Annotated in this window: 12 protein-coding genes; 6 read left to right on the plus strand and 6 right to left on the minus strand. The window is 63.8% G+C overall.

The window, feature by feature from the left end; genetic code table 11:
* Positions 1–95: 95 nt before the first annotated feature.
* Together IRI77_RS07945 and IRI77_RS07950 are read left to right on the plus strand one after the other, a co-directional pair.
* Positions 96–1,382: an alginate export family protein gene (locus IRI77_RS07945; RefSeq protein WP_194451537.1), complete on the plus strand. Its 1,287-nt coding sequence runs from the start codon at positions 96–98 to the stop codon at positions 1,380–1,382.
* A 41-nt stretch (positions 1,383–1,423) separates the two neighbouring features.
* The gene (locus tag IRI77_RS07950; RefSeq protein ID WP_194451538.1) at positions 1,424–2,863 is read left to right on the plus strand and encodes a methyl-accepting chemotaxis protein; all 1,440 of its coding nucleotides are present in this window, start codon (positions 1,424–1,426) and stop codon (positions 2,861–2,863) included.
* Positions 2,864–2,968: 105 nt separating this feature from the next.
* Here IRI77_RS07950 and IRI77_RS07955 read toward each other — a convergent pair whose 3' ends face one another.
* Positions 2,969–3,832: a PEP-CTERM sorting domain-containing protein gene (locus IRI77_RS07955; protein WP_194451539.1), complete on the minus strand. Its 864-nt coding sequence runs from the start codon at positions 3,830–3,832 to the stop codon at positions 2,969–2,971.
* Positions 3,833–3,850: 18 nt separating this feature from the next.
* Complete coding sequence (locus IRI77_RS07960; protein ID WP_194451540.1) at positions 3,851–4,414, minus strand: hypothetical protein; 564 nt, start codon at positions 4,412–4,414, stop codon at positions 3,851–3,853.
* 248 nt (positions 4,415–4,662) lie between these two features.
* On the opposite strand from IRI77_RS07960, the gene IRI77_RS07965 reads away from it, so the two are divergent.
* Entirely contained in the window at positions 4,663–6,552 is a 1,890-nt protein-coding gene (locus IRI77_RS07965) for a hypothetical protein (RefSeq protein ID WP_194451541.1), read from the plus strand.
* A 73-nt stretch (positions 6,553–6,625) separates the two neighbouring features.
* A complete protein-coding gene (locus tag IRI77_RS07970) occupies positions 6,626–7,594 on the plus strand; it encodes an RraA family protein (RefSeq protein ID WP_194451542.1) in 969 nt (322 codons plus the stop codon).
* A gap of 13 nt (positions 7,595–7,607) precedes the next feature.
* Here IRI77_RS07970 and IRI77_RS07975 read toward each other — a convergent pair whose 3' ends face one another.
* From IRI77_RS07975 to IRI77_RS07990, 4 genes are all read right to left on the minus strand, one after another.
* Positions 7,608–8,861: a mandelate racemase/muconate lactonizing enzyme family protein gene (locus IRI77_RS07975; RefSeq protein ID WP_194451543.1), complete on the minus strand. Its 1,254-nt coding sequence runs from the start codon at positions 8,859–8,861 to the stop codon at positions 7,608–7,610.
* Positions 8,862–8,967: 106 nt separating this feature from the next.
* Complete coding sequence (locus tag IRI77_RS07980) at positions 8,968–11,310, minus strand: tetratricopeptide repeat protein (RefSeq protein ID WP_194451544.1); 2,343 nt, start codon at positions 11,308–11,310, stop codon at positions 8,968–8,970.
* Between the two features lie 103 nt (positions 11,311–11,413).
* Positions 11,414–12,475 (minus strand): uroporphyrinogen decarboxylase family protein, encoded by a 1,062-nt coding sequence (locus IRI77_RS07985; protein WP_194451545.1) that lies wholly within the window; start codon positions 12,473–12,475, stop codon positions 11,414–11,416.
* A 213-nt stretch (positions 12,476–12,688) separates the two neighbouring features.
* Positions 12,689–13,765 (minus strand): VWA domain-containing protein, encoded by a 1,077-nt coding sequence (locus tag IRI77_RS07990; RefSeq protein WP_194451546.1) that lies wholly within the window; start codon positions 13,763–13,765, stop codon positions 12,689–12,691.
* Positions 13,766–13,930: 165 nt separating this feature from the next.
* Between IRI77_RS07990 and IRI77_RS07995 the strand changes: the two genes are divergently transcribed.
* Both IRI77_RS07995 and IRI77_RS08000 read left to right on the plus strand, forming a co-directional pair.
* Positions 13,931–18,247: an InlB B-repeat-containing protein gene (locus IRI77_RS07995; protein WP_267239373.1), complete on the plus strand. Its 4,317-nt coding sequence runs from the start codon at positions 13,931–13,933 to the stop codon at positions 18,245–18,247.
* 310 nt (positions 18,248–18,557) lie between these two features.
* Positions 18,558–25,370 carry an InlB B-repeat-containing protein gene (locus IRI77_RS08000; RefSeq protein WP_194451548.1) on the plus strand — a complete coding sequence of 2,271 codons (6,813 nt, stop codon included), beginning with the start codon at positions 18,558–18,560 and terminating at the stop codon, positions 25,368–25,370.
* Positions 25,371–25,412: the final 42 nt, after the last annotated feature.

Below are 25,412 nucleotides of genomic sequence, written 5' to 3' on the forward strand. Positions count from 1 at the left end.
CCTGACTCGCGCGCATTTTCTCCACACATCTGGAATTCGGACCGATATGGGTACGCGGAGGCCGCTCTACGTACTCTCGAGTCCTGATCGCCACATTGATTTTGCTGATCGCCGCGCAGCGGGGTACCCTGGCGCAGACGGGCGGCCAACCGGAAGGCCTGATTTCGCGGTATGCGGGTTCTGAGCTGCCTGGATGGCTGAGGCTGGGGGGCGAGGAACGCGTGCGTCTGGAGGCGCTGGGCGGTATCGGTTTCAAGCCGGCCAGCAATGCGTACCTGTTGCAGAGGCTGCGGTTCAACCTGGAGGCGGCTCCGGTGCGGTGGCTGAAGTTCTCATTCCAGGCGCAGGACGCGCGCTCGTTTCTGACGAATGTTTCGCCAGCACCCAGTTCCCAGAAGGATCCGCTGGATCTGCGGTTGGGGTATGTGCAGATTGGTGAAGCGGAATCCGGGTGGATTAGTGTCCGGGCGGGACGGCAGAGCCTGAGCTTTGGCGAGGGGCGGCTGGTGGCGGATCCCAACTGGTCGAATGTCGGCCGGACCTTGGACGGAGTTCGCGTGACTGTTCACTACCGGGGGCTGCGGCTGGATGGGTTCAGCGGCGCATCCGACCGGATCTACACAGATGGCTTCGATACCCCAACGCCGGGCCAGCATTTTCACGGATTGAACGGATTACTGGACCGGTTGATTCCGAATGCCGTGCTGGAGCCCTATGTCTTCTGGCGGCTGGAGCACGATATCCGGGGGGAGAAGGCCGGGCCCGGCCACCTGGATACCAAGACCGCGGGCTTCCGTTGGGCGGGCAGGCTGCCGGCCCGCATGGACTATGGTGTGGAGGTTGCGGTGCAGCGCGGGCGGCAGGCAGGCGAGCCGGTGGCCGCGTGGGCCGGGCACTGGGTGGTGGGGCACACGTTGAAGGAACAGCGGCACCGTCCGAGGGTTTATGTGGAGTTCAACCGGGCGTCCGGCGACAGGGACGCGCGAGACGGTGTGCATGGCGCGTTTGACCCGCTGTTCCCCAGTGCGCATGACAAGTTCGGGGTGGCGGATCAATTCACGTGGACGAACAGCGTGCATGCGCGGTCGGGACTGCAATACAAACTGCGGCAGAACCTGACGATCGGCACGGCTTACAACTCTTTCTGGTTGGCGGACCGCCATGACGGCATCTATAGCGGCGGCAAGGTGGTGATTGGGTCGAACGGCCAGCAGGGCTCGCACATTGGGCAGGAGGCGGACTTCCAACTGCAGTGGAGCGCCACACGGCTCACGGCGGTGGACGCAGGTTTTGGGCATATCTTTCCGGGTGAGTTTCTTCGTAAAGCGGGGCGCGGCTCGGCGTACAACTGTTTTCTGCTGGGCATCACCCAGCGGTTTTGAGATTCGCGAGTGCGGATCCAGAGGGTGACGGGAATAAAACAATGAAAGTATCAACGAAGCTGTATGCGGCCGTCGGCGCGCTGGCAGCGATCGGCCTTCTGGCCACGGGGTCCGGCTTCTGGTATCTGCGCGAGTTGGGACGAGAGTTGGCGGAGGCGACCGGCAAGACCGCCGTCAACCTGGATCTGATCAATGCGACGAGGGCACGGTCGTGGGAGATGGTGTCGGCGCTGCGCGGCACGTTCATCCTGCAGTACCTGAAGCTCGGCAGCGGGGCGGAACAGAGCGCACAAAGGTGGACGGCGGCGTTCCGGCGAGCCCATGCGCAGATCGAGGAACTGCGGGCCACGGTCTCGACCCAGGACGACAATGTGGATCTGGATCGATTTGCGGGCAGCCTGGAGGAGTTCGGCAAGACATCGCAGGAGTATCTGCGGTTGTCGAGGAGTGGGGCATTCGAGCAGGTGGGCGGGCTGGCGCCCGCAATTGCGCGCTTCACGACGGAGGCCGATGAGTCGTTGAACCGAATGAAGGACAGGCAGCGTGGACTGCTGCGCGCGTCGCAGGCGCGGGCGGATTCGTTGAGATTGTGGAGCCAGGCGATCAGCGGCGCGATGAGCGGGGTCCTCGTGCTGATTGTGGTGCTGGTGGGCTTCGTTGTACGCGACATTCACCGGACCCTGGTGGCGGCGGTGAGTGAGCTGGCAGCCGGCGCACATCAGGTGACGGCCGCGGCCGGTCAGGTGGCGCAGGCCAGCCAGTCGCTGGCACAGGGGTCGTCGGAGCAGGCGGCCTCGCTGCAGCAGACGTCCGCCTCCACGGAAGAGGTGAACGCCATGGCGCAACGAAGCAGGGAGAATTCGACCATGGCGGCGGGCCTGGCCACGCAGTCGAGGGAGAAGTTCACGCAGACGGATGCCTCGTTGGACGAGATGGTCGCGGCGATCGCGGAGATCAACACGCAGAGCGACAAGATCTCAAGAATCATCAAGGTGATCGACGATGTCGCGTTCCAGACGAACATTCTGGCGCTGAACGCGGCGGTGGAGGCGGCGCGGGCCGGCGAATCGGGCATGGGGTTCGCAGTGGTGGCGGATGAGGTCAGGAACCTGGCGCAGCGCTGCGGCCAGGCGGCCAAGGACACGTCCACGCTGATTGAGGAGTCGATCGCGAAATCGAAGAAGGGTAAGAGCAAGGTGGATGAGGTGGCGGCCGCGGTACGCAGCATTTCGGCGGACTCCACACGGATCCAGTTGCTGGTGGAAGAGGTGAGCCAGGGCAGCAAGGAGCAGGCTTCGGCGATGGGGCAGATTGGGAAGGCGGTCGTCGAAATGGAACAGGTGACGCAGGGAATCGCAGCCAACGCGGAAGAGGGCGCATCGGCGGCGCAGGAACTGAATGCGCAGGCGGAGACGCTGCGGGATGTGGTGCGGAATCTGAGTGTAATGGTGGGCGGTGCGACGGCACGCGGCAGGAACTGAGGTGGCTGAACTTGTCCGGCCGCTGGGCTGCGGCGGTCAGGCAGCTTGGATCGGAACGGCCCGCCCGGTGAGGGACGGGCCGAAGAGATCAACGAACAGGGCGGATCAGGAACGCAGCCGACGGCGTTTCCAACCGGCCAGCGCCAGCCCGGCGGCGCAGAGCAGATAAGTTGCGGGCTCCGGCACGGTGGAATTCGTGGCATCGGGCCCGTAGGTGAGGCCGGCGGCCGCGTAGCCGTCGCCCAGGATCGGCCCGGGGGTGACCGAACCCGGAGCTCCAGGCAGAATCTCATTCAGCGTGGAGGCTCCAAAGTTGTCGATGTTGATCGCGTAGAAGCCACCGGTGGCCTGGTTGAAGGCCACACCACCGAGGAAGCCGGTGCCCAGCGGCGGTGAGGTGGCAGAGAAAGCCCCAGTGGCGATAGTGATGCGCATGAGGGTGGAGTTGCCCATGAAGTCGTTCACGAGACCGTAGAGGTCCCCGTCAGCTGAACTGTAGGTGAGTCCGCCGGTGAGACCTTCGCGCACCGAGAAGAGGAAGGTGGAGGTATGACCGGCAGGATCGAGCCGGTAGATGCTGGAGTAGCCATTGCTGTCGTTCTGCACGGCATAGAGGCAGCCGTCGGACGGATTCCAGGCCAGACCGCCGAAGAAGCCGTCGCCCAACGAGAACTCGGAGGTGAGGGCGCCCGTCAGATCGAAGGAAAACAGGCTGGAGGCCCCGAGGCCGTCACTGGCGATGGTGTAGAAGCGGCCGGCGGAGGAGCTATAGGCCAAGCCGCCGGTGAAGCCCAGCGAGCCATCGCTCAGCGTGAAGAGCGGTGAAGCGGGACCGGTCGGATCAAACGACGAGACCTGCCTGGGGACTCCATTGATGTCGCCGGAGATGGCATACAGGGTGGCCGCCTGGCCGGGCAGGGTGAGTGCCAGGCCAAGAACGGCGACCGCGGAGAGGGAGAAGATTCGCATGGCTGGGACGCTGTGGGGTTACGGAAGTAAGTCGACCAGGTAGCCGCTGAAGGTGATGTCGCCGGAGGCCGGCACGCCCAGGTTAGCGCTGCGGGCAACGCTGATCTGGACACCCGCACCGGGATCGCAGTAGATGCGAATCAGGCGGGAGGCAATGGAAGTCGCCTGAAGGTTGAGCGAATCCGTGGCGACAGGTGTCTCCAGAGGCATGTAGTACAGGGCGGTGGAATTGCCGGCGGAAGTTGTCTGCAGAGTCACCCGGACGCGCTGGCCCGCCATGGCCGGAATGTCGGCGGTGAAGTACTCGAGCACGAGACGCTTGTTGGCGGGTACGGTATAGAGGTTGGCGGCTGGCAGGAGGTGGGGAAAGTACGACCCATCAAAGAAGGTGACCGCCGCATGCAGGTAGACCGGCTGGCGGGCGCCGAGGTCCTGGTCCTTCACGGGCACGGACTGGGTGGTGGTGTTGGTAATCCGTACGGGCGAAGAGAACTGGGCCTGTGCCGCCCGCGGCAGCAGGGCCGCCGTGAGGGTGAGACCGAGGAACAAAGCTCTCCGAAAAGGTGATGTGGACGTTTTCATGGTTTTCCTTGTGGGCGCCGATTGCGCCGCCTGACCAGTGTGGGCGGCGACACGCGGCAGCGGGCGTTATCGCGGCGTGAATTGACGTTACGTAACGCAGCATATTGTTATTTCTCAATACGATAGGAAGAGGAAAAAGAAGCCGCCCGTTTGCCGGGACGGGGTCCGCTATAATGACGTTTGTCATTGCCGCGTGCTTGCCGGGAGGCTCTGTTCCGTTAAAATCGTCAGAATTTGTGCCCCCGGAGTTGCCCCCGCGGGAAGAAGAAGTGCGCGCGGCGCTGACGCGGATTCTGGCCAGTCCTCGCTTCGCCGGCGCGGAAAAGCTAAGCCGGTTTCTCTCCTTTATTGTGGAAACGACCCTGGCTGGGGCGGGCGCGGAGATCAAGGAATACCTGATCGCGCTGGAGGTCTACCAGCGGCCGGAGTCGTACAATCCGCGAGTGGATTCGATCGTCAGGGTGGAGGCGTCCCGGCTGCGGACGCGATTGAGCGAGTATTACGCAGCCGAAGGCCAAACTGAAACAATCCGGATCAGCCTGAGCAAGGGCCGCTATGTACCGGACTTCGAGCGGCGGCCAGCAGCGCCGCCGGCACCAGAGGCGCCGTTCCCTGCTCCGGTTCCGTCCAAACGATCGTGGCGGTGGGCTGCCCTGGCTGCCATGGTTGCGGTCTGCGGGGCGAGCTTCGCGGGCTGGCATTTCTGGAGAGCGAATGAGCATAGCCGGGATTTGGGCCGGGCGATCGCCGTGCTGCCATTTGAGGACTTCAGCGAGGAATCCGGCAATGGCCGTTTCGCGGCCGGCCTGGCCGTGGAGATTGCGGACCGCCTGGGCCAGGCTGGCGGATTGCAAGTGGCCGGACGGACTTCGGCCGACCGGTACAAGGGGAAATCCGACAGTATTCACAGTATTGGTCAGCAGTTGGGCGTGGGCTCGGTGCTGGAAGGCAGCGTCCGGCGGGAGGGCGACCGGCTGAGGATCACGGCGCACTTGGCCAGCACCAGGGATGGCTTCCACCTGTGGTCGGCTACATACGACCGGACAGCCCGGGATCCGCTGGCTATTCAGGCCGAGGTGGCCAAGCTGATCGAGACGGAAGTGCGTGCGAGGCTGCTGGAAGAAACCACGAAGGCCGCACGAGGCGACGGCAAGGCGGAAGCCGTGCGGCTGAGCCGTGAAGGCTGGGATCGCCTGACGAATGGAACGATGGATTCGATGCTCGACTCGCGCGGCGACGCGGGCGTACCCGGCGGGATGTTCGCGCAGGTGACGGAATCGATCCGGTTGTTTGACCGCGCGGTCGCCCTGGATGCGGAGTGCGCCTCGGCCTACGCCGGCCTGGCGGCTGCGTGGCTGGGCGCGGCTGAGTTCGACGATCAGGCCATACAGCACGTGCGGCCGGCGGCGGAGCGTGCGCTGGCACTGGACGAGCAGTCGCCGCAGGCACACTTTGCGCTAGGCTACCTGAAGTTCTTCCACGAGTGGGATTTTCCAGGTGCGCGAGAGGAGTTCCTGCGGACCTTGGAATCGCGCCCCAGGGACGCGCTGGCCACGCGGTTGTATGCGGACGCGGCTACGCTGACCGGCGACCTGGAATTGCCGCTGGCGCGGCTGCGTGCGTTTGCGGCTACCGATAGGGATGCCCTGGCGATCCATGCCGAGATCGGCATCCTGTTGTACCACCTGCGCCGCTTTGAGGAACTCGCCGCGTACTCCGCCGGGGTACAGCGGGATCACCCCAATTTCGCGTTGAGTTACTGGCTGGGCGGCCTGGCCAACGAGCAACTGGGACGGCTGCAGTTGGCCGAAGCAGGGTTCCGGAAGTGCCTGGAACTCTCGCCCGGCGACCTGCGCGGCAGCCTGGCGCTGGCCCACATCCTGGCGCGAACCGGGCGCGCAAAGGAAGCGCACAAGTTGATCGACGAGCTCGAGTACGGTCAGAACAGAACGATCCGGCCCTATGGCGCGGCGCTGGTCGCCGTCGGGCAAGGGGATCAGGCCGGCACGCTGGAGCAACTGGAGCGGGCGTTCCAGCAGCACTACTCCGGACTCGCCTTCATGAAAGTGGATCCACGCTTCGATGCGGTGCGGTCGAACCCACGCTTCACCGGCATGCTGCGGAAGCTGCGCCTGTAAAACGGGACGGCTGCGGGCCGGGCGGGCGAGATTCCAGGTGCCGATTCGCGGTGTTTCGGATAGGATACTCCGTATGCAGAGTCTCCTGTCCCTTCCTCGTGCCGGCTGCCTGGCGGCGTTGATCAGTCTTGTTTGCGCGACCCAGGGGGCAGCGCAACCGGGGGTCTTCTCCAAAGCGGAGCTGATCAAGTACACGCCGGACTGGAAGGGCGAGCGGTTCGCGGACGGCCGCCCCAAGGTCTCCGACAACATCCTGAAGCGGATAAAGGACGTGAGCCTGGAAGAGGCGTGGGCGGTGCTGCGCAACGAGGGCTTCACGTTCCAGTACGAGGACAACTGGCTGTCGATCCATCCGGAGAAGACGCTGGTCGGCCGGGCGCTGACGGCCTCGTGGATGCCGGGCCGGCCGGATATTCACAAGGTGATCGCGGAGCAAGGCAAGAAGGACGGCCGCATCGGAGGGCAGAATGCCTGGCCGGTGGACCTGTTGCAGCCGGGCGATGTCTATGTCTGCGACCACTTCGGCCTGAAGATCAACGGGCCGTCGATCGGCGACAACGTCGGGAATTCAATCTATGCGAAGAGCGGCAACGGCATCGTGTACGATGGCGCGGTGCGCGATATTGACGGGTTGGAAGAGCTGGAAAACTTCACCTCCTTTGTCCGCTCGTACCATCCCTCGCATCACTTCAGCGGGCTGGGTCCGGGATTGAACTCGACGCTGGTGGGCATCAACGCGCCGACGCGGATCGGCCAGGTGCTGGTGATGCCGGGCGACGTGGTGCTGGGCAAGAAGGGCGGCGTGGTCTTTATCCCGCCGCAGTTGGCTGAGAAGGTGGTGACGACATCAGAAGTCGTGCGGCTGCGGGACATGTTCGGCCACCAGAGGCTGCGCGAGGGCAAGTACACCGCGGGACAGATCGACACACGCTGGGCGGATGCGATCGAGCGCGACTTCTCGCAGTGGCTGCGCGACCACATGGACAAGCTGCCCATCGCGAAGGAGCAGATTCAGGAGATCCTCAAGGCCCGCACCTGGTAAGCGGACCCGACCGTCAGGCCTCGAACCACTTCGAGCCCGGCATTTGGGACTTCCTGGCGGCCTCTTCGTTCATCTCGACGCCGAGGCCCGGACGGTCTGTGACCGTGACAAAGCCTTTGTCGATGATCTCGCCTTCCTTGACGAAGTCGCGCCAGAGCTGCTGGTGGCCGATCCAGTGCCACTCCAGCACCAGGAAGTTGGGCACCGCGGCGCAGACGTGGCACGAGGCCATGGTGCCGATGGGCGACACCACGCAGTGCGGAGCAAACGGCACGTAGTAGGTGTGCGCCATGTCGGCAATTTTGCGGGCTTCCAGCAGGCCGCCGCACTTCTGGATGTCGGGCATGATGATGTCGGCGGCGCGCTTTTCCAGCAGTTCGCGAAAGCCGTGCCGGAGGAAGAGATTCTCTCCGCAGCAGATGGGTGTTTTGGTCGACTGGCGGATGTCGCGCATGACATCGATGTTCTCGGCCGGGACGGGCTCTTCCAGCCAGAGCAGGCGGAAGGGTTCGAGTTCGATGGCGACGCGTTTGCCGGTGGTGGCGTCGTAGCGGCCGTGCATGTCGACCGCCAGTTCGACGCCCTTGCCGAGCGTCTCCCGGACGAAGGCCACTTCCTTCACCATTCGGTCGATCTCAGCGTTGTTGGCGGTCCAGTTCACGCGATCGAAGCGGTTGGGATCCCTGGCTTCGTCGATGTCGATCTTGGCGGCGGTGAAGCCCATCTTCTCGATTTCGTTGAGCTTCTGCCTGGCCAGCGGATCGTCGGGATGATGATTGGCGGAGTCGCAGTAGATGCGTACTTTGTCGCGCACCTTGCCGCCGAGCAACTGGTAAACCGGCAGGCCCACCGCCTTGCCCACCAGATCCCAAAGGGCGATCTCAATGCCGCTGAGAGCCGTGATGTACTGGCCCGACTGGGCTCCGGCGAAGACCCCGGCGGTGCGGATGCGCTCCCACAGTGCCTCGACGTTCAGCGGGTCCTGCCCGATGAGGATGCGGCGGAAACCGGCGATGATGGCGGCCCCGCCGAGGGCGGCGTCGGTCGCCTCGCCCTGGCCGATCAGGCCCTGGTCGGTGTAGATGCGCACGTGAAGCTGGGGTCCATGCACCGTGACGTAGGCGGTGCGGATGTCGGTGATCTTCAGCTTCGGCCGCCCGTGGGGCGAAGTGTTCTGCTGCATGGCGGCGGCGAGACCGCTGAGCGAGAGGGCGCCGGTCGCGCCGATGGAGGCCTGCAGCATGCTGCGGCGGGAGATCAATGACATGGGTGGACCCTTCCAGAAACGGAGTTTCAGCTTCGGAAGTGCCATATTATCGGCTCGCGCCGGAATGCGCAATCAGACGAGGTAAAGATTCAACGGCGGCGCTCCGTTAGCGCCTGGTGGCTGGATTCTGGGCGATGCGCTGGCGGAGCTCTTCAGCAAACTGGAAGTTGCCCGGATTGGGTACGAGGGCCAGTGCGCGGCGAGCAGCATCGACCGCTTCGGGCATGCGCCCGGATTCCGCGTAGAGGCGGCTGAGCAGGGCCAGCATATTGGGATCCCTGCTGCCGGCTAGTTTGACGGCCTGTTCGGCCTGGGGCACGGCTTCCTTCACGCGGCCCATGCGATAAAGGGCGAGCGCCAGGTTACGCCGCGCGTTGGCGTCGGTGGGTTTGTACTCGACGCTCTTCTGCATGTGAGGCAGCGCGCGGTCGATCTGGCCCAACTGCGCCAGGGCAGCTCCGAGATTGGAGTGGGCTTCGGCGTAATCGGGGCTGTACTGGAGCGCCTTCTCGAAGTTGGTCACAGACTCCTCCACACGGCCCGCGCTGAGCAGCAGGCCGCCGAGGTTGTTGTAGGCGTCGGGAAAGTCAGCGGAGAGGGCAATCGCCTTGCGGTACTCCCCGACGGCCTCTTCCGGGTGGCCGGTACGGCTGAGGGCCACACCCAGGCTGTTGTGGATCATGGGGTCGTCGGCATCCTGGGCCAGGGCTTTGCGGAAATCGGCGATGGCCGGCTCCAGACTTCCCTTCCTCAGCTCCTCTTCGGCGACATCGATGAGGCGGTAGTAATCCGTGACGGGCGCGCTGATCTTCATGAGGCCATCCTGCGGGATGTTCACGAACTCCGGAATGTTCACAGCCCGGTTGGCGGCGGTGGAGTTGTCGATGAGGATGGCTGGGCTGTCGTTGCCCTGTTCGTCGATGTGCGTGAGGAAGAGCTGGGTGTAAGGAGACCGGCTCTTGGAAGAGAAGACGAGCCAGCGGCTGTTGGGTGAGAAGCTGTGCCAGGAGTTCATCAGCCGGGTGTTGGCGTTCATCAGCCGCGGTTCACCGCCGGCGGCGGGTACGATGTAGAGCTTGCCGTCGGGCCGCATCAGCAGTCCATTGGCGCATTTGACGAAGATGAGCCAGCGCCCGTCGGGGGAGATCTTGGGGAAGCTGTTGCTCATGCCGTTGTTGGAGGCTCCGGTCACGGGCTGGGCGACGCCGCCTTTGCCGCCGTTGAACGGGATGCGGTAGATCTCGAACTTCATCTGGGTTTCGTTCGGATCGTTGGCGCGCTCGGCCAGCTTCACCCCCGCTGGATAAGGGTCCTTGGCTTCGGCCCGGGCGAAGTAGAGGTACTGGCCGTCCGGGCTCCAGACGGCATTCGTGTGGACATAGCGGGGGTCGTCCGCGCCCGGCAGCGGCTCCAGACGAGCCGTGGCGCGGCTGTACCAGGCCAGGATTCCGCGGGTCGGGTAGAAGACCTGCAGGAAGCGGTAGTCCTTGAAGTTGGCGACGTAGTAGTTGGAATTGAAATCGCGCCGGTAGATGCGGCGCTGATAGTCGGACTCGGCCTTACCGGGGTCGTTGATGGTGGTGACGACGTACTGGCCGGTGGGCGAAACCTGCGACATGAAGCCGACGCGCAGTTTGCCGCCGAGCTTGCCGCGGAAGGCGCTCCAGGCCACCACGTTTTCCTTGGTGATGCTGGTCTGCGGTTTGACGGGGTAGAGCGCGTAAAGGCCCTTGTCGTTGCGTGGCCCATCGAGATCCATGCCCATGGTCTTGCCATCACCGGAGAACGAATGGCAGTTGGCACAGGAGTGCATGCCCTCCAGCACGACGCGGCTGCTGGTCTCGGCGACATTCCTGAGCCGCCAGGCGATGAGCGGGATGGCGGTGGAGGCGAGGGGCTTGATGACGCCCTTTTCCGCATCGGAGGGCATGAGCGGAACATCGCGGTAAAAGATGGGCGCACCGACGGGATCGCTCGAGGTTTTGATGGTTACGCGCCCCTGCGAGACGGGCTTCGCCGGATCCGCCGCGGTGTAGCCGGAGAGGGTGAGCGTCGCCTCGCCATCGGCGGAGTACTTCTTGATGGCGGCCCAGGTGGCGGCATCGGGTTTCCAGGTGTGACCGACGGCCTGTTCCGGCGTGAGCACCGGCGGTTTGTTGGTGGGCGAGATGCAGCGCGGATCGATTCTTCCCAGGGTATAGCGCTCCCCGGCGGAGCGCGCATGGAGTCCCGGCTGACCGCCGCTAAAGGTCACGTCGATCGTCCAAGTGGTGGCTTCCGCCGCCGCGTCGCGCCACTCAAACGTGGGCGAAGGGAATTCCGGAGGGAAGACGGCACCGTTGAGCGGATAGTCGACAGTGATGGCGGGCTTGGCCGGTGGATGGTCCTGTCCGGCAAGGGCCAGCAGGAGCATGGCTCCAAGAGTGACGCGAGCGAAAGTGGAAATCAATGCGGGCATCCTGAAGCCGGTGAGCAGGCTGGTAGCATCTTATCGTGTTTCAGGAACCGGCCCAACTGCCTCTTTTGGCCAACGGAGGAGGGAGCCGCGACCCTTATGTTCCAGCCCGGAGCATGGCGTCAACTTTCGCGCGGATAGTGGCCGCCGCCTCAGGCACATGAAGCACATCGCATTCCGAGCCCAGGATGTGCGGGTGGCCGCACTCAGCCATCTTTGCTTTCAGCTCCAGGGTGAGGCGCGTCACTTCTTCCACAGGCATCACCGAGTCCGAGTAGAACATTTTGGTGGGCAGGTTCCCAAAGAGGACGATCTCTTGCCGAACGACGGCCGCATCCTCCCACAGCTTGCGGCTGCTACCCAAGCTTAGGATGGAGGGTTTCAGTTCGGCGGCAAACTGCCGCACCATGTCGCTGGTGAGCGTTCCGCAATTGTGGAAGATCAGGTCCACACCATGCGCGGCGAGCAGGGCCCGCAATTGGCGGTTGGGCTCCAAGACGAAGCGCTCGAGCAGGCCGGAGCCTCCACGCAGTTGGCGCGGAGAGAGGTAGACGGTATTCGCCGCGGGCTCGCAGACGATCATGGCCTTCGCCCCTGCCGCAATCTGCGCACGTGCGGAACGCAGGACGGTTAGCAGGGCCAGTTGCAGGCAACGCTCCACCAGCCGGACCCCGTCGTCTTCCTCGGCGGTCACGCCGTTGCCCGCCATGGCGACGGGCGCGATGGGATCGGCGACGAGCTTCGTCATCAGGGAAAAGGGCCCGATCAGCATGCCGACCGGCAGTAGACCGGGGCAATCCGCGATGAAGCGGACAGCGCCCTGATTCGCCTGAATCCTGGTAGAGAACGGCCGGGCATCGGCGAGGCGTAGGGCCGGGATGAGCTCACTGGAGGGCGGCTCGGCAAAGTGGAACGAGTCGACTAAGTCCTCGGGTATGCCGCAGAAGGCCAGCAGATCGGCCTTCTCCAGCCGCAAATCCATGAGAGGAAAGGCGAGCGGCGTGTTGTACCGCCTGGCGGCCGCGGCCACCACCGGCCCAAGCCGTCCGGCGTCGAGGAGGACCGCCTCCGGATCCTCCTGCTCCTGCAGGAGCAAATCCGCCCCGACGGGCATTCGCAGGCCCGCCTCCGCCAGATCCAGATAGAACCGCTGATCCATCGCACTTCCCGGCTGCCGGACGCACCCGGCATCCAGAAGCCTATCACCGTCCAAAGAATTCTGTTATCGATGAGCAGGAGCGTGGTCTATCTGAGCGGCTGCGCAATGTGTTGCCGCCAGTTGTCCTGCTGGCCGTATGGACTGGCGCCGCTACCGCCAGGCGCAGCAGATCCAGCGCGAGTTGGAACAGGTTGGCACGCTGTAGCTGGCTTGCTACTGAGCAGCGCCTGCCCAGTAGCCGGGCCTGGCCCGAAGGAGGAAATCGCCCTCGCGTTTGAGCTTCAATTCGATACGGTGGTAGCCCGGCGTCCGGTCTTCGGGGGTAAAGCTAAGCACGTATTGGGTTTGCAGCTCGGAGCCGAGCTTCTGCACCACCTCTTCCAGGGCGGCCTGGCGGGTGAAGGGCATGATGGTTCCTCCGGTGAGCGTCGTCAACACCTGGGCGGTGTTGGACTTATCCAGCCGGGCCAATTCCTCGCCGGCGGCCAGGACGTCAACGCGCTGCTCCGGCGGAGTTGAGCGCGGCTGGCGGTCAAGGGTCGGCGGGCTGGCAGGTTCGTGACGGCCCAGGGTGGAGCGCCGCATACCGATGGGCAAGCGCGTAATGGGATTGGACTTGGTGGTGAATCCCGTGACGAATGCCGAGTAAGTGAACGCGTAGACGCTCACGGCGGAAGATTCGCACATGCGGGCAACAGCTTCCAGGCTAGTCTCGCTGCCCCTGTCCTTCGATTCGGAGATCAGCAGCAGGACATGGCGGGAGTTCGGCCGGGTATTCAGGCGGCCGACCGCTTCCGAAACCGCGTCCAGCATACGGCCAGCCCTGGGTTCGGCCGGCTTTAAGCGGCTGAGCGCAGCATCGATGGCATCATTACTATTAGTGCACTCCTGCAGCCAGTCCACTTTTTCCGAGAAAGTGACCACGGCGGCGCAGCCCCGCTCGCCGATGATGAGCGGCTGAATCATGGCTCCTATTTTTCGAACCTTCTCCAGGACCGGCGCGGAAATGCCCGAAGTCTGGACCGCGATGACGAGGGAAATGGGCGCCAGGCCGCTGCCCAGGGAATCGACGATGAGCTTCTGCGGCTGGCCGTTATCCAGAAGCTGAAAATCCGCGGTATCCAGGCCGTCCAGGGTATTTCCCTTGGCGTCAGTGACCAGGACAGGGACCTGGACGAGGCGGGATTGCACATCGAATTTCTGGGGTTGGGCGGAGGCCAGCAGGAACATGACACCAGTCAACAGCCCCAGCCGGCCAAGGAGAGGGAGGAACGGGGGGGGCGAGTGCATGGTGACCATTAGACGTCCGATAGTCGACCGAAGTTGCGAAGGACTGCTGGCATTCCTCTCTCCGGGGGTAGGATCATCCTGAATTAGGGGCAGTCCTTCGAAATGGCCTTTCATTTGGCTTTGCGGTTGACTTCATGACCGGGCGCAGTTAGTTTTACTGGAGAGGTGGTCTTGCGGTCGAATTCCCGTCTTTTCCCTGCCCTGGCATTCGTCTTTTTTTCCTGTGCACATTCATTTGCGGCGAGCCAGCCCGGCATTGCCGCCGGCAATGGCGCGAATCCTGACCTTTCGATAAACATGGTGCACACCACCAGCTTTCTGCAGGGTCAGATCAATGCTGTTTACCTCATTCATGTGGAAAACGCGGGCACCGCGCCCACGGCCGGCACCATCACCGTGGTCGATTCCATGCCTTCCGGCATCACCATTCTGTCGATGTCGGGGCCAGGCTGGACTTGCGCGGCAAACACCTGCACCCGAAGCGATAGCTTTCCCGCCGGTCAGATGCTGCCCACCATCAGTGTTTTCGCCAGCGTGGCAAACAACGCACCACCCTCTGTCAGCAATATAGTCACGGTTTTCGGCGGTGGTGACACGAACATCGCAAACAACATTGCCAACGATGTGGCAACGATCGCCGCCAACGGCTGGGTGCTGGGTTGGGGCTATGAGGTTAGCCCGGGGAATCATATCCCGGCAGGCCTGAACGATGCTGTCGCAGTATTCCCAGGGCCAAACCACGCCATTGCACTTCGCAAGAATGGCACGGTGGTGGTTTGGAATTACGCCAGCGTCGACACCCCGGCGGCGGTCCGGGCTCTCTCCGGAGTGGTCGCCGTGGCGGCAGGCAACCTCACCGGCTACGCGCTGAGAAGCGATGGGACGGTTTATGCCTGGGATCTATACACCGGAACTCCGGTGAGCAACACTGTGTCGAACGTCGTGGCCCTCGCGGCAGCCGACCAGATTTGTCATGCCCTGAATGCGGACGGAACCTTCAGTACCATCGGCCCTCTCTTCTGGGCGTCCGATTGGTACCCACCGGCCGGCACCGCGAATGTCGTACAGATCTCCGCCCGCCAGAGGTCGTTTGTAGGATTGACCTGGGATGGCAAGGTGGTGAGTTGGGGCGCCTCTGCACCGCCGACGCCCGCTGGACTGGGGCCGCTGGCTCGGGTGGAGGCCCTTGGGGGCTATACGGCCGCTGGCATCCGGCAGGACGGAACCGTGGTCGCCTGGGACAACGGAAGCGGCGAACCCGGCGCCACCGTCCCTTCCGGCTTGAATAACGTGGTGTCGCTGGCCGGAGAAGCTTACGCGATGGCCCTCAAGGCGGACGGGACCATCCAGGCGTGGGGTGTGTCCGGTGAGAACCAGGTCGAATTCGCAGCCAGGGTTTCCCAGGCTCGGGCCCTCGTAGGCAACGGCTCCTATGCCATGGCGATCCTCTCAGCTCCACCCGTCAATGTCACGGTACAGGCACGGGCTGCCGGCGTGGATCTCGCCAGCCCCCTTTACGGACAGCCGCAGCTCATTTTTGACGGCATCCAGTTTGGCACCTCGCGCACCTTCCAGGTCGCGCCAGGGAGTTCGCACGACATTGCATTCCTCCCCCCTGACCCCGCCAGCAGCATCACTACGCGGTTCTACTTCAAGAACTGGAGCGATGGCGGTGCGATTGCGCGCACTGTGTCCGCAGCGGCCGACACAACATTCACAGTCAATCTCGGCACGCAGTTCAGGCTCGACACCTCGGCTTCAGCCGGCGGGGCGATCAGCCCGGCCACGTCATTCCATGAAGCCGGCAGCTCGGTCCTGATTAAAGCAACACCCCAGGCGGGCTATGTTTTCTCCTATTTCAGTTGGCCGAACACTATCGAGACCAACAACCCCACGCGGATGACCATGACGGCGCCGATCAGCATGACGGCGAACTTCGAAAAGCCCGCCGGCCCGGTAGCCCGCCTCAGCCTGGAGCAGGTGCACAAACCGGTGCAAGGCCAGCAGAACGCAGTCTATGTCGCCCGGGTATCGAACGTAGGCGTGGCTGACTTGAGTGGCTTCAATCTGTATTTCCAGGGCATTACGGTGGTAGGGACCATCGGCACGGGCTGGACCTGTTCCGGCAAGGCATGCAGCCGCACCGATTCGTTGCCGGCGGGGCAGAGCTTTCCGGCCATCCTCGTGGTCGCCGCCATCGACAAGACGGCAACCGGGAAATTTACGGCGACGGTAAACGGATTCGACGAGGCTAATTTGCGGGCTATCACCGCCTCAGCGTCCTCGAGCATCTCCGGAGCAGGTAATGCGGTGGTGGGATGGGGGGACAATTCATCCGGACAAGCCGGACCGCCGTCCGGGGTGTCCAACCTCGTCGACGTCTCGGCTGGCTTCAAACACAGCCTGGCGCTGAAGGGGGACGGCACGGTCGCCGCCTGGGGCGACAACTCGAAATTGCAGACCAGCGTGCCGCCCGGTGTCTCCAGCATCATTGCCATCGCCGCCGGAGGGAACCATAACCTGGCGCTGAACGGCGGGGGTGGGGTGATCACCTGGGGTGACAACACGAGCGGACAGACCTCCGTGCCGGCCGGCCTCTCCAATGTCATCGCCATCGCCGCCGGCGCCAATCACAGCCTCGCCCTGACCAGCCAGGGCACAGTCATCGCCTGGGGCGCCAACGGCAGCGGGCAAGCGTCTGTCCCTTCCAGCGTCATTGACGCAGTCTCCATTGCAGCCGGGGGAGACCACTCGCTGGCCGTACTCAGAAACGGAACCGTGGTCGCCTGGGGCAGCAACGCCGCCGGAGAAAGCACCGTACCAGCCGGCTTGAATAGTGTGAAATCCGTCTCGGCCGGCGCCGAGTTCAGCCTGGCGCTGAAAGACGATGGGACGCTGGCCGCCTGGGGCACCAGCCCCGCGTCGATCCAGACCGGGATTCCAGCCGATCTCGCCGCGGTCCGCGTTCTCGCCGCCGGCGCGTCGCACGTCCTCGCCCAGCAATGGGATGAGACGCTGCGCGCGTGGGGCGACAACGCCCACGGCCAGACCGTCCTGCCCGCCGGACTCACCCTCGTCGACGCTATCGCCGCCGGCAGCGCGCACAGCCTCGCCATCGCCTCGGCGCCGCCCCTCGTTGACATCACATTCGCAACCCAGCCACAAGGCGCTGTTTATGTGGTCGACGGCGTCAGCTACTCCTCTCCACAGAAGTTCCAGTGGCCGGCGGGCAGCAGCCATTCCGTGGCCGCCTCATCACCCCAGTCGGCGGCGCCCGGTACGCAGTATGTCCTCCAGTCATGGTCTGACGGCTTTGCCGGCACCTCCCGGACCCTCGTGGTGGGCGCACCGCAGGACTTCGGCCTCTATTTCAAGACAAGGTACCTGCTGACGACTTCCGCCACAGCCGGCGGCAGCATCATCCCCTCCACCGGCTACCTTGACGCAAGCAGCCCCATGGCGGTCATTGCGGTCCCGGATCCTGGATTTGTCTTCAGCGGTTTCAGCCTCGATCTGACCGGTTCGGCGAATCCCCAGTCGCTCACCATGTCAAAGCCCGCTACCGTCACCGCCCGGTTCACCGCCGTCAGTCCGCAGCCCCCATCCGTCGATCTGTCGCCCACCACGGGTTCCGGAGCCTCCGCCTCGCTCACGGCAACCTATCTGGCCCCGCTCGGGTACCAGAACCTCTCCTGGGTCCAGTTGCTGCTGGCCGCCGCACCCGACGGCGGAGGCCAGCCCTACTGCTTCATCCACTTCGATGTCCAGGGTGATGCGTTCTGGGTCTACGGCGACGGCGGTTTCTTCGTCGGACCCGTCGCCCGCGCCGCCACCAGCGCCCAGTTGCAGAACTCGCTCTGCGCGCTCAATACGAAGACATCCACTGTCACCGGCAATGGCGTCGCGCTCACCCTGAAGGCCGATGTCGTGTTCAAATCAGCCGCCGCCAGAAACATCTACCTGCGCGCGTACACCCAGGGCGATCTCGACACAGGCTGGGTCCTGAAAGGCACGTGGACTTCCGCGGCCATCCCCCTGGGTTCGAAGAGTGTCCTGCCCGCTTCCGGCTCCGCCGCCCAGCCGAGCTTCGCGGCCTCGTTCACAGATCCGGCTGGGTTTGAAGGGACCACCGCCGGGTGGTCACAGTTCCGGGTGGCCGCCGCTACCGATGGAGGCGGGCAACCCTTCTGCTTCGTCCACTACGACCGGGCGGGCAACGGGTTGTGGATGTACTCCAGCGATGTCGGGTTCTTCCTGGGACCGGTCAGCCCGGGCGCAGCCTCCACACTCCTCGACAGCAGCGCCTGCGCCGTGAAAACCTCCTCCACAGCCACCGCCCAACAGTCGGGCGCCTTGCAGGTAATCATCTCCCTCACCCTCAAGGCCCCCATGGCGGGACCAAAGAACCTCTACCAGCGCAGCCTCGATCCCTTGGGACGCGATTCCGGCTGGATCAAAACCGGTACATGGACCATCCCGTAAAACCACAAATCCGCGCACCCGGTCCAAATGGCCCTTCGTACCCGCTACAAACAAATTCTAATAATGTAGTACGCTCCCGGCCCGCGAGCCCCATGAGATTGAACGGCAATACCGCTATTTATCTGTAAGCAACCTTACGTTTCTCACGGCGTTTCCACGCCCGCCGGGCCCGGCAATAGCCTCTTCCGCGCCGTTTTTGCAAATACTGTCCGCGCCCGATATGCGCACGCTTACGTGTCAAAGTTGTACAGATTCGGCGTATCGGTTGACTTAGTCCGATTACGCATGTAGGTTTATTCCAGAGGTAGCCTTGCGCTTCAATTTCGGTCAATTTTCCAGCCTGGCACTTTGCCTTTTTTCGATCGGACATTTCCTAGCTTCGGGTCAAACTCAGGACCCCCGCGCGGCCGCCGCCACGCACGACGTCCTGGCCGCCGGCTCGCCCGGCCCGGATCTCTCCGTCAACCTGACCCATACCAGCGCGTTTCTGCAGGGCCAGACTAACGCGGTCTACCTCATCCGCGTCACCAACGAAGGCGGGACCGCCACCACCGGCACCATCTCCGTCGTCGACATGATGCCCTCCGGCATCACCATCACGTCGATGTCCGGACCCGGGTGGTCGTGTCTCTCGAACACCTGCAACCGGAACGACTCCGTACAGCCGGGCCAGATGCTGCCCACGATCACGGTGCTGGCCAGCGTGGCGGCCAACGCGCCCCCGTCGGTCAGCAACATGGTGACTGTCTCCGGCGGCGGGGATCCGATTATTACGAACAACATCGCCAATGACGTCACGACCATTGCCGCCGAAGGCCGCCTGCTGAGCTTTGGGTACTACTACTCACCCTCCTCCGGGACGCCCAAGGACCTCTCCGACGTGGTGGCCGTCTCCGCCGGTTCTGACCGGGCGCTGGCCTTGAGGAAGAACGGCACCGTCGTGGAATGGGCCAACAGCGGCCTCCTGAGTTCCCCCGTGGCTCAGGGTTTGACGAACGTGGTGGCGGTTTCGAGTGGCTACTACTACAGCTTTGCGCTCTTGAGCGACGGCACTGTCGTCGCCTGGGGCTACGGTTCCACCGCACCGCCGGCGACAGGATGGTCGAATATTGTCGCCCTCGCAACTGCCGACGCTTTCTGCCTGGCTCTGCGCGCCGATGGCACGGTGAGCGGCGTCGGGACCGACAACAACGGAGAGTTGTCGATTCCCTCAAATCTCTCCAATGTAATCCAGGTTTCCGCCAACAGCGGAATGGTGCTCGCCCTGCAGTCGAACGGGGCGGTCATCCCCTGGGGCATCTACGCGCCGCAAACTCCGGCCGGACTGGAACCCCTCACCCGAATCGCGGCCCTCAGTTCGGTCACCGCGGCCGGCATCAAGGCTGATGGCACCGTCACAGTTTGGAGCAACAACCCGAATCAGCTCACCACCATCCCTTCCGGGGTCAACAATATCGTAGACATTACGGGCAAGCAGCTCGTCATGGCCGTGAGGAACGACGGCACCGTGAAGGCGTGGGGCAATACCGGCTACGGACTCACGGAGTTTGCCGCGAACCTCGCACATACCAGGACAATCAGCGCCTCCTTTTATTACGGACTCGCCATCCTCGACAAGGCGCCCGTCCTGCTCAAAATCCAGACTGCCGCAAAAGGCCTCGATCTCACCAGCTACTACTACTATTCGGGTCCACTCGTCACTTTGGACGGCGCAGCCCTCACGATGCCTTACTCAGCACTGGTAGCGCCCGACAGTACGCACACCATTGCCACCGCGGTCACGCAAACACCTAGCGGTGGGGGTATCCAGTTCCTCTTTGCCAATTGGAGCGACGGCGGCGCGGCTTCCCACACCGTTACGGTCCCGGCCGACACCTCGTACACCGCTAACTACACGGTCAAGTTCCAGCTGTCGACCTCAGCCGGCACGGGCGGAACCATCAGCCCCGCGCCCGCTTCCACATTCTACGACCCCGGCACCACGATCCTGGTTCGGGCTACGCCGTCGGCCGGGTATGTCTTCTCTGGCTTCTATCTCAGTTCAGCCGGAACAGAGCAGAACAACCCAACCCGGGTGGAGATGAGCGCGCCTGTCAGCATCACGGCCAATTTCCTTGCGCTAAAGGACGCCGGCCTGCGGATTTCCCTGAAACCCATGCGCCAACTGGTTCAGGGGCAGCAGAATGCCGTCTACATCGGCCGCCTCTTCAATGACGGCCCAAATACCATTTCTGGACCCCAGGTCCAGTTCTCCGGGCTCACCGTCGTCAGGATGTCCGGCACGGGATGGGCGTGCGCCAACGCCACCTGCTCCCGGACTGACTCGCTCGCTCCAGGCAAAGCCTACCCGGCAATCCTGATCATCGCCGCGGCAGACTCCACTGCCACCGGGACAGTGACGCCAAGCCTCGCTCTCAACACATACCCCTACAACAGCGCGGCCCGAGCCCCGTCCAAAGTCTACGGGGCCGGCAATGCCGCCATCGGTTGGGGCAACAATGCCTCTGGACAGGCGACCGCCCCAGCCGGCCTCACGAACCTGGTCGACATAGCCGGCGGCATCAGCCACAGCGTAGCCTTGCGCGGCGACGGAACGGCAGTGGCCTGGGGCGATAACTCGAGACTGCAGACGACTGTGCCCGCCGGCCTCGTCAACCTGGTCGCCATCGCGGCCGGGGGGAATCACTCCCTGGCGCTGATGGAACTCGGCAAAGTAGTAGCTTGGGGCGATAACGCCAGCGGCCAGTCCACCGTCCCTGCCAACCTTGCGGATGTGATCGCCATCGCAGCCGGAGCCAATCACAGCCTCGCGCTCACCGGCAGCGGAACCGTCGTCGCCTGGGGCGCCAACTCCAGCGGCCAGTCCACCGTCCCCGCCACGGTGAAGTATGCCGTGGCCATCGCGGCCGGGGGCGATCATTCCCTGGCCGTCCTGCGCGACGGTACGGTCATCGCGTGGGGTAGCAATGCCGCCGGGGAAAGCACTGTGCCCTCGGGCCTGGCCAGAGTGGAATCTGTCGCCGCCGGCACTCAGTACAGCATGGCCCTGCTGGATGACGGTGCCGTCATCCCCTGGGGCAGCGTTCCACCCTCCATCGTCAGCGGCATGCCCGCCGGCCTCACCAACGTCAGAGTCCTGGCAGCCGGGGGCGCCCATGCGGTCGCCCTCCAGTGGGATCAGACCCTGCTGTCGTGGGGCGTGAACACCAATGGTCAAACCTCTGTACCACCCGGCCTCACCCAAATCACCGCCGTCGGCGCCGGCGGCACCCATAGCCTGGCCATCGCCGCCACACCAGCCGTCGTCAATGTGTCGTTCGCTACAAATCCTTCAGGTGCCACCTTCACCGTCGATGGTGCGCCCTACACCACCAACCAAAGCCTCCAATGGACCTACGGCAGTACGCACACCGTCACCGTCCCCTCCGCTCAACCCGGCCTGACGCCCGGATCTCAGTTCGTGCTCTCCAGTTGGTCAGACGGCTCTTCCCTCACCACCCGCACGTTGACGGCGACCCAGAACGCATCCTACACGCTGACGTTCAAAACACAGTACGCGCTCACCACCTCAGCCTCGGCCGGCGGCACCATCAGCCCCGCCACTGCCTACTTCGATGCCAACAGCACCGTCACCATCAGAGCAACCGCCAATCAGGGCTATGCCTTCGCGGGCTTCGGCGGCGACATCTCCGGCTTGTCGAATCCGCGCACCATTGTCCTGAGCAAACCCCTAAACGTCTCGGCCACCTTCGTCGCTCCTCAGGGTAAAGCAAAGCTCAAACTCGACCTGCGGCATACCAGCGCCTTTCTGCGCGGTCAGACCAATGCCGTCTACCTCGTTAGAATCGCCAACGATCCCACGGGCGGCTCCACCTCGGGCCAGGTACAAATGACCCCCACCGTGCCCTCCGGACTCCAGATCACCTCCATGTCCGGACCCGGCTGGACCTGCACGGCCAGCTCCTGCAGCCGCGGCGACGTGCTCAGCGGTGGACAGTCTTATCCCGCTATCACCGTCCTCGCAAAGATCGACAACCTCGCGCCGAGCAGCCTCACCTTCCAGGCCGTCATCTCCGGCGGCGGCACCTCGGGAGTAACCACCGCCAGCGATACCGCGGCGGTCAATTCCATCGCTTACCCCATTTACTGGTCCAACTATTACACCTACTACTACAACACCGATAAGCCCTTCCCCGAAGGGCTGAATGATGCGGTCGCTGTCGCCACAGGCAACAACTTTAACGTTGCCCTCAAGAAGGACGGCACGGTCGTAGCTTGGGGCTCAAACTCGAATGGCGAATGCAACGTGCCCGCCGGGCTGACAAACGTCGTCGCCATTGCCGCCGCAAACTACTCCACCGTGGCTCTCAAGGCCGATGGCACTGTGGTTGCCTGGGGCACCAGCCAAGTGGTCACAGGTCTACCAGCCGGCCTCAGCAATCTCGTCGGCATCGCCGACGGCAATGATTATGCCATCGGCCTCAAGGCTGATGGCACCCTCGTGACGTGGGGACAACCGTCTTACTATCTGGATCTAACGGCCATCGCCCAGGTTCGCAACGCTGTTGCGGTGTCCGCACAATACAATGCCCTGGCCTTGACCGCCGATGGCATCCCGGTTTCGCTCAGCACCGAGTCTTCCTCCCTGCCCCCACCCTCCCTTTCGAATGTGGTCTCGGTATACGCCAACTCTGGATACGGCGCCATCACGCAGGATGGCTCACTCACCTTGTGGGCTAATTCGAACAACTCCACCGTCCCCGCCGACTGGGTGAATCTCTCCTCCGTCGCCCTCGGCGGCAATTGCCCCCTGGCGCTAAAGCAGGATGGCACCCTCTCACAGTGGAACTGTTCCTTCTCCTACACCACCACCCAGCCGAAGGACGTCCCCAACGTGACGGCCCTGGTCGGCACCGGCGATCGCGCCATCGCCCTCACTTCGACACCCCCGCAAGCGCAACTCAGTGTCAGCGCTGGTTCCGGCAGCTTCACGGTCGATGGCACCGTCTATCAGCAGCCCCAAACCTTCACCTGGCCCTATGGCAGCGTCCACTCGATTTCCGCCTCCTCGCCAATCGATGGCGGAGCCGGCATACGATCCGTGTTCTCAAGCTGGTCCGATGGCGGAGCCATCTCTCATAGCTTCGTCGCTGCATCGGCCAACTCAATGCAGCTAACTGCCTCCTTCAAGACTCAGTACTACCTGACGACCAAGGCCACCCAGGGTGGCACCATCAGCCCGCCCAGTGGCTGGTACGACGCCAACTACACGCTCGTCTTCGCCTCACCCGACCAGGGCTACACCTTTAAGGACTTCACCGGCGCCACAATACAGAGCGGAACACAGGGCTATCTGTACCTCAACGCCCCCACCACGGTAACGGCCAACTTCGTCTCTCAAACCACCGGGCCGAAACTGGCCATCACCAGCACCCATACCGGCAGCTTCACCCAGGGCCAGCAAGGCGCTACTTACACCCTCACCGTCAGCAATGCCTCCGGGTCGCCAGCCACCACCGGCACCGTCTATGTCACGAATTCCCTGCCCGCCGGCCTGACAACCATCTCCATCAGCGGCAATGGCTGGAGTTGCCAGAACATGACCACCTGCTACCGGTCCGACGCCCTCGCGGGCGGCTCCAGCTACCCGCCCCTCATCGTCACCGCGAACGTCGCCATCAACGCCACCTCCCCGCAGGTGAATCAGGCCACAGTCAGCGGCGGCAACTCGCCGCAAGCTTCCGCCACGGATTCCACGGCCATACTTACCCTGGTCAACCTCACCAGCAACCCCAGCGGGATGACCATCGTGGCCGACGGCACCTCCTACACCACCCCGAAATCCCTCGGCTGGGCGGCCGGGTCCTCCCACACCTTGAGCGTCGGTTCACCCCAGACCTTCGGCAACACGCGGTACTCCTACCTGAGTTGGAGCGACAGCGGAGCCCAGTCCCACAACGTCACTACCCCGAGCGCGTCCACCACCTACTCGGCCAATTTCAAGACGCAGAACAAGCTCACACTCGCTGCCACCGCCGGCGGTAGCATCAGCGCCTCTCCGGCCTCAGCCGATGGGTGGTATGACACCTCGCAGGTCCTCCAGATCACCGCTACGCCGGCAGGCCTCAACACGTTCTCCGGATTCTCGGGCGACCTGATCGGCACGGTAAACCCGCAGTCCATCGCAATGGTCGTCCCCCGCTCAGTGACGGCGAACTTCGCAGCCGTCAATCCGCAGCCTACGGCAGTGAGCGTCTCGCCCGCGTCGGGCTCCGGAACTTCGGCCTCGTTCACGGCCACCTACTCCGCCGGCCTGGGCTACCAGGATCTGTCGTGGGTACAGTTGCTCATCGCCACGGCTTCCAACGGCGGCGGCCAGCCCTATTGCTTCGTTCACTTCGACGTCCAGGGCGACTCGTTCTGGGTCTACGGTGACGGCGGCTTCTTCGTCGGACCGGTCAAACGCGGCACCACCAGTGCCCAGTTGCAGAACTCGCTGTGCGCCTTGAATACCAAGACCTCCACGGTCACCGGCAACGGCACGACCCTCACCGTGAAGGCCGACATTGTCTTTAAGGCGGCCGCCGCGAAGAACGTCTACCTGCGCGCCTATACGCAGGGCAATCTCGACACCAACTGGGTGCAGAAGGGCACCTGGACGACAGCGTCCTCCGCCCTGGGCGCAATGTCAGTCCTGCCCGCTTCCGGCACCGGCTCTCAGCAGACCTTCGCAGCCTCATTCACGGATCCCATCGGCTTTGAAGGAACCACGGCCGGGTGGTCGCAGTTCCTGGTGGCCGCGGCCACCGATGGCGGCGGGCAACCCTTCTGCTTCGTCCACTATGACAGGGCGGGCAACGGGTTGTGGATGTACTCCGGCGATGTCGGCTTCTTCCTGGGACCGGTAAATCCGGGCACGGCGTCGAATGCGCTGACCAGCAGCGCGTGCTCGGTCGATACGTCCGCATCCACCGTTACCAATCAATCCGGCACAGTCAAGGTGAGTGTTCCGGTCACGCTGAAGGCGCCGATGTCCGGAGCCAAGAACCTCTACCAGAGGAGCCTCGATCCGCTGGGCCGCGACTCCGGTTGGAGCAAGGCCGGCACCTGGACGATCCCGTAAAGTTCCGCACGGCCGGGCTGGCTCTCCGTGCCGGCCCGGCCG

It is taken from the genome of Paludibaculum fermentans, assembly GCF_015277775.1.
Taxonomy (GTDB): domain Bacteria; phylum Acidobacteriota; class Terriglobia; order Bryobacterales; family Bryobacteraceae; genus Paludibaculum; species Paludibaculum fermentans.

What these genes read in the sequence shown, in the direction of transcription:
- IRI77_RS07950 (WP_194451538.1), top strand. Translation starts at nt 1,424, where the DNA reads ATGAAAGTATCAACGAAGCTGTATGCGGCCGTCGGCGCGCTGGCAGCG.
- IRI77_RS07955 (WP_194451539.1), bottom strand. Translation starts at nt 3,832, where the DNA reads ATGCGAATCTTCTCCCTCTCCGCGGTCGCCGTTCTTGGCCTGGCACTC.
- IRI77_RS07960 (WP_194451540.1), bottom strand. Translation starts at nt 4,414, where the DNA reads ATGAAAACGTCCACATCACCTTTTCGGAGAGCTTTGTTCCTCGGTCTC.
- IRI77_RS07970 (WP_194451542.1), top strand. Translation starts at nt 6,626, where the DNA reads ATGCAGAGTCTCCTGTCCCTTCCTCGTGCCGGCTGCCTGGCGGCGTTG.
- IRI77_RS07975 (WP_194451543.1), bottom strand. Translation starts at nt 8,861, where the DNA reads ATGTCATTGATCTCCCGCCGCAGCATGCTGCAGGCCTCCATCGGCGCG.
- IRI77_RS07985 (WP_194451545.1), bottom strand. Translation starts at nt 12,475, where the DNA reads ATGGATCAGCGGTTCTATCTGGATCTGGCGGAGGCGGGCCTGCGAATG.
- IRI77_RS07990 (WP_194451546.1), bottom strand. Translation starts at nt 13,765, where the DNA reads ATGCACTCGCCCCCCCCGTTCCTCCCTCTCCTTGGCCGGCTGGGGCTG.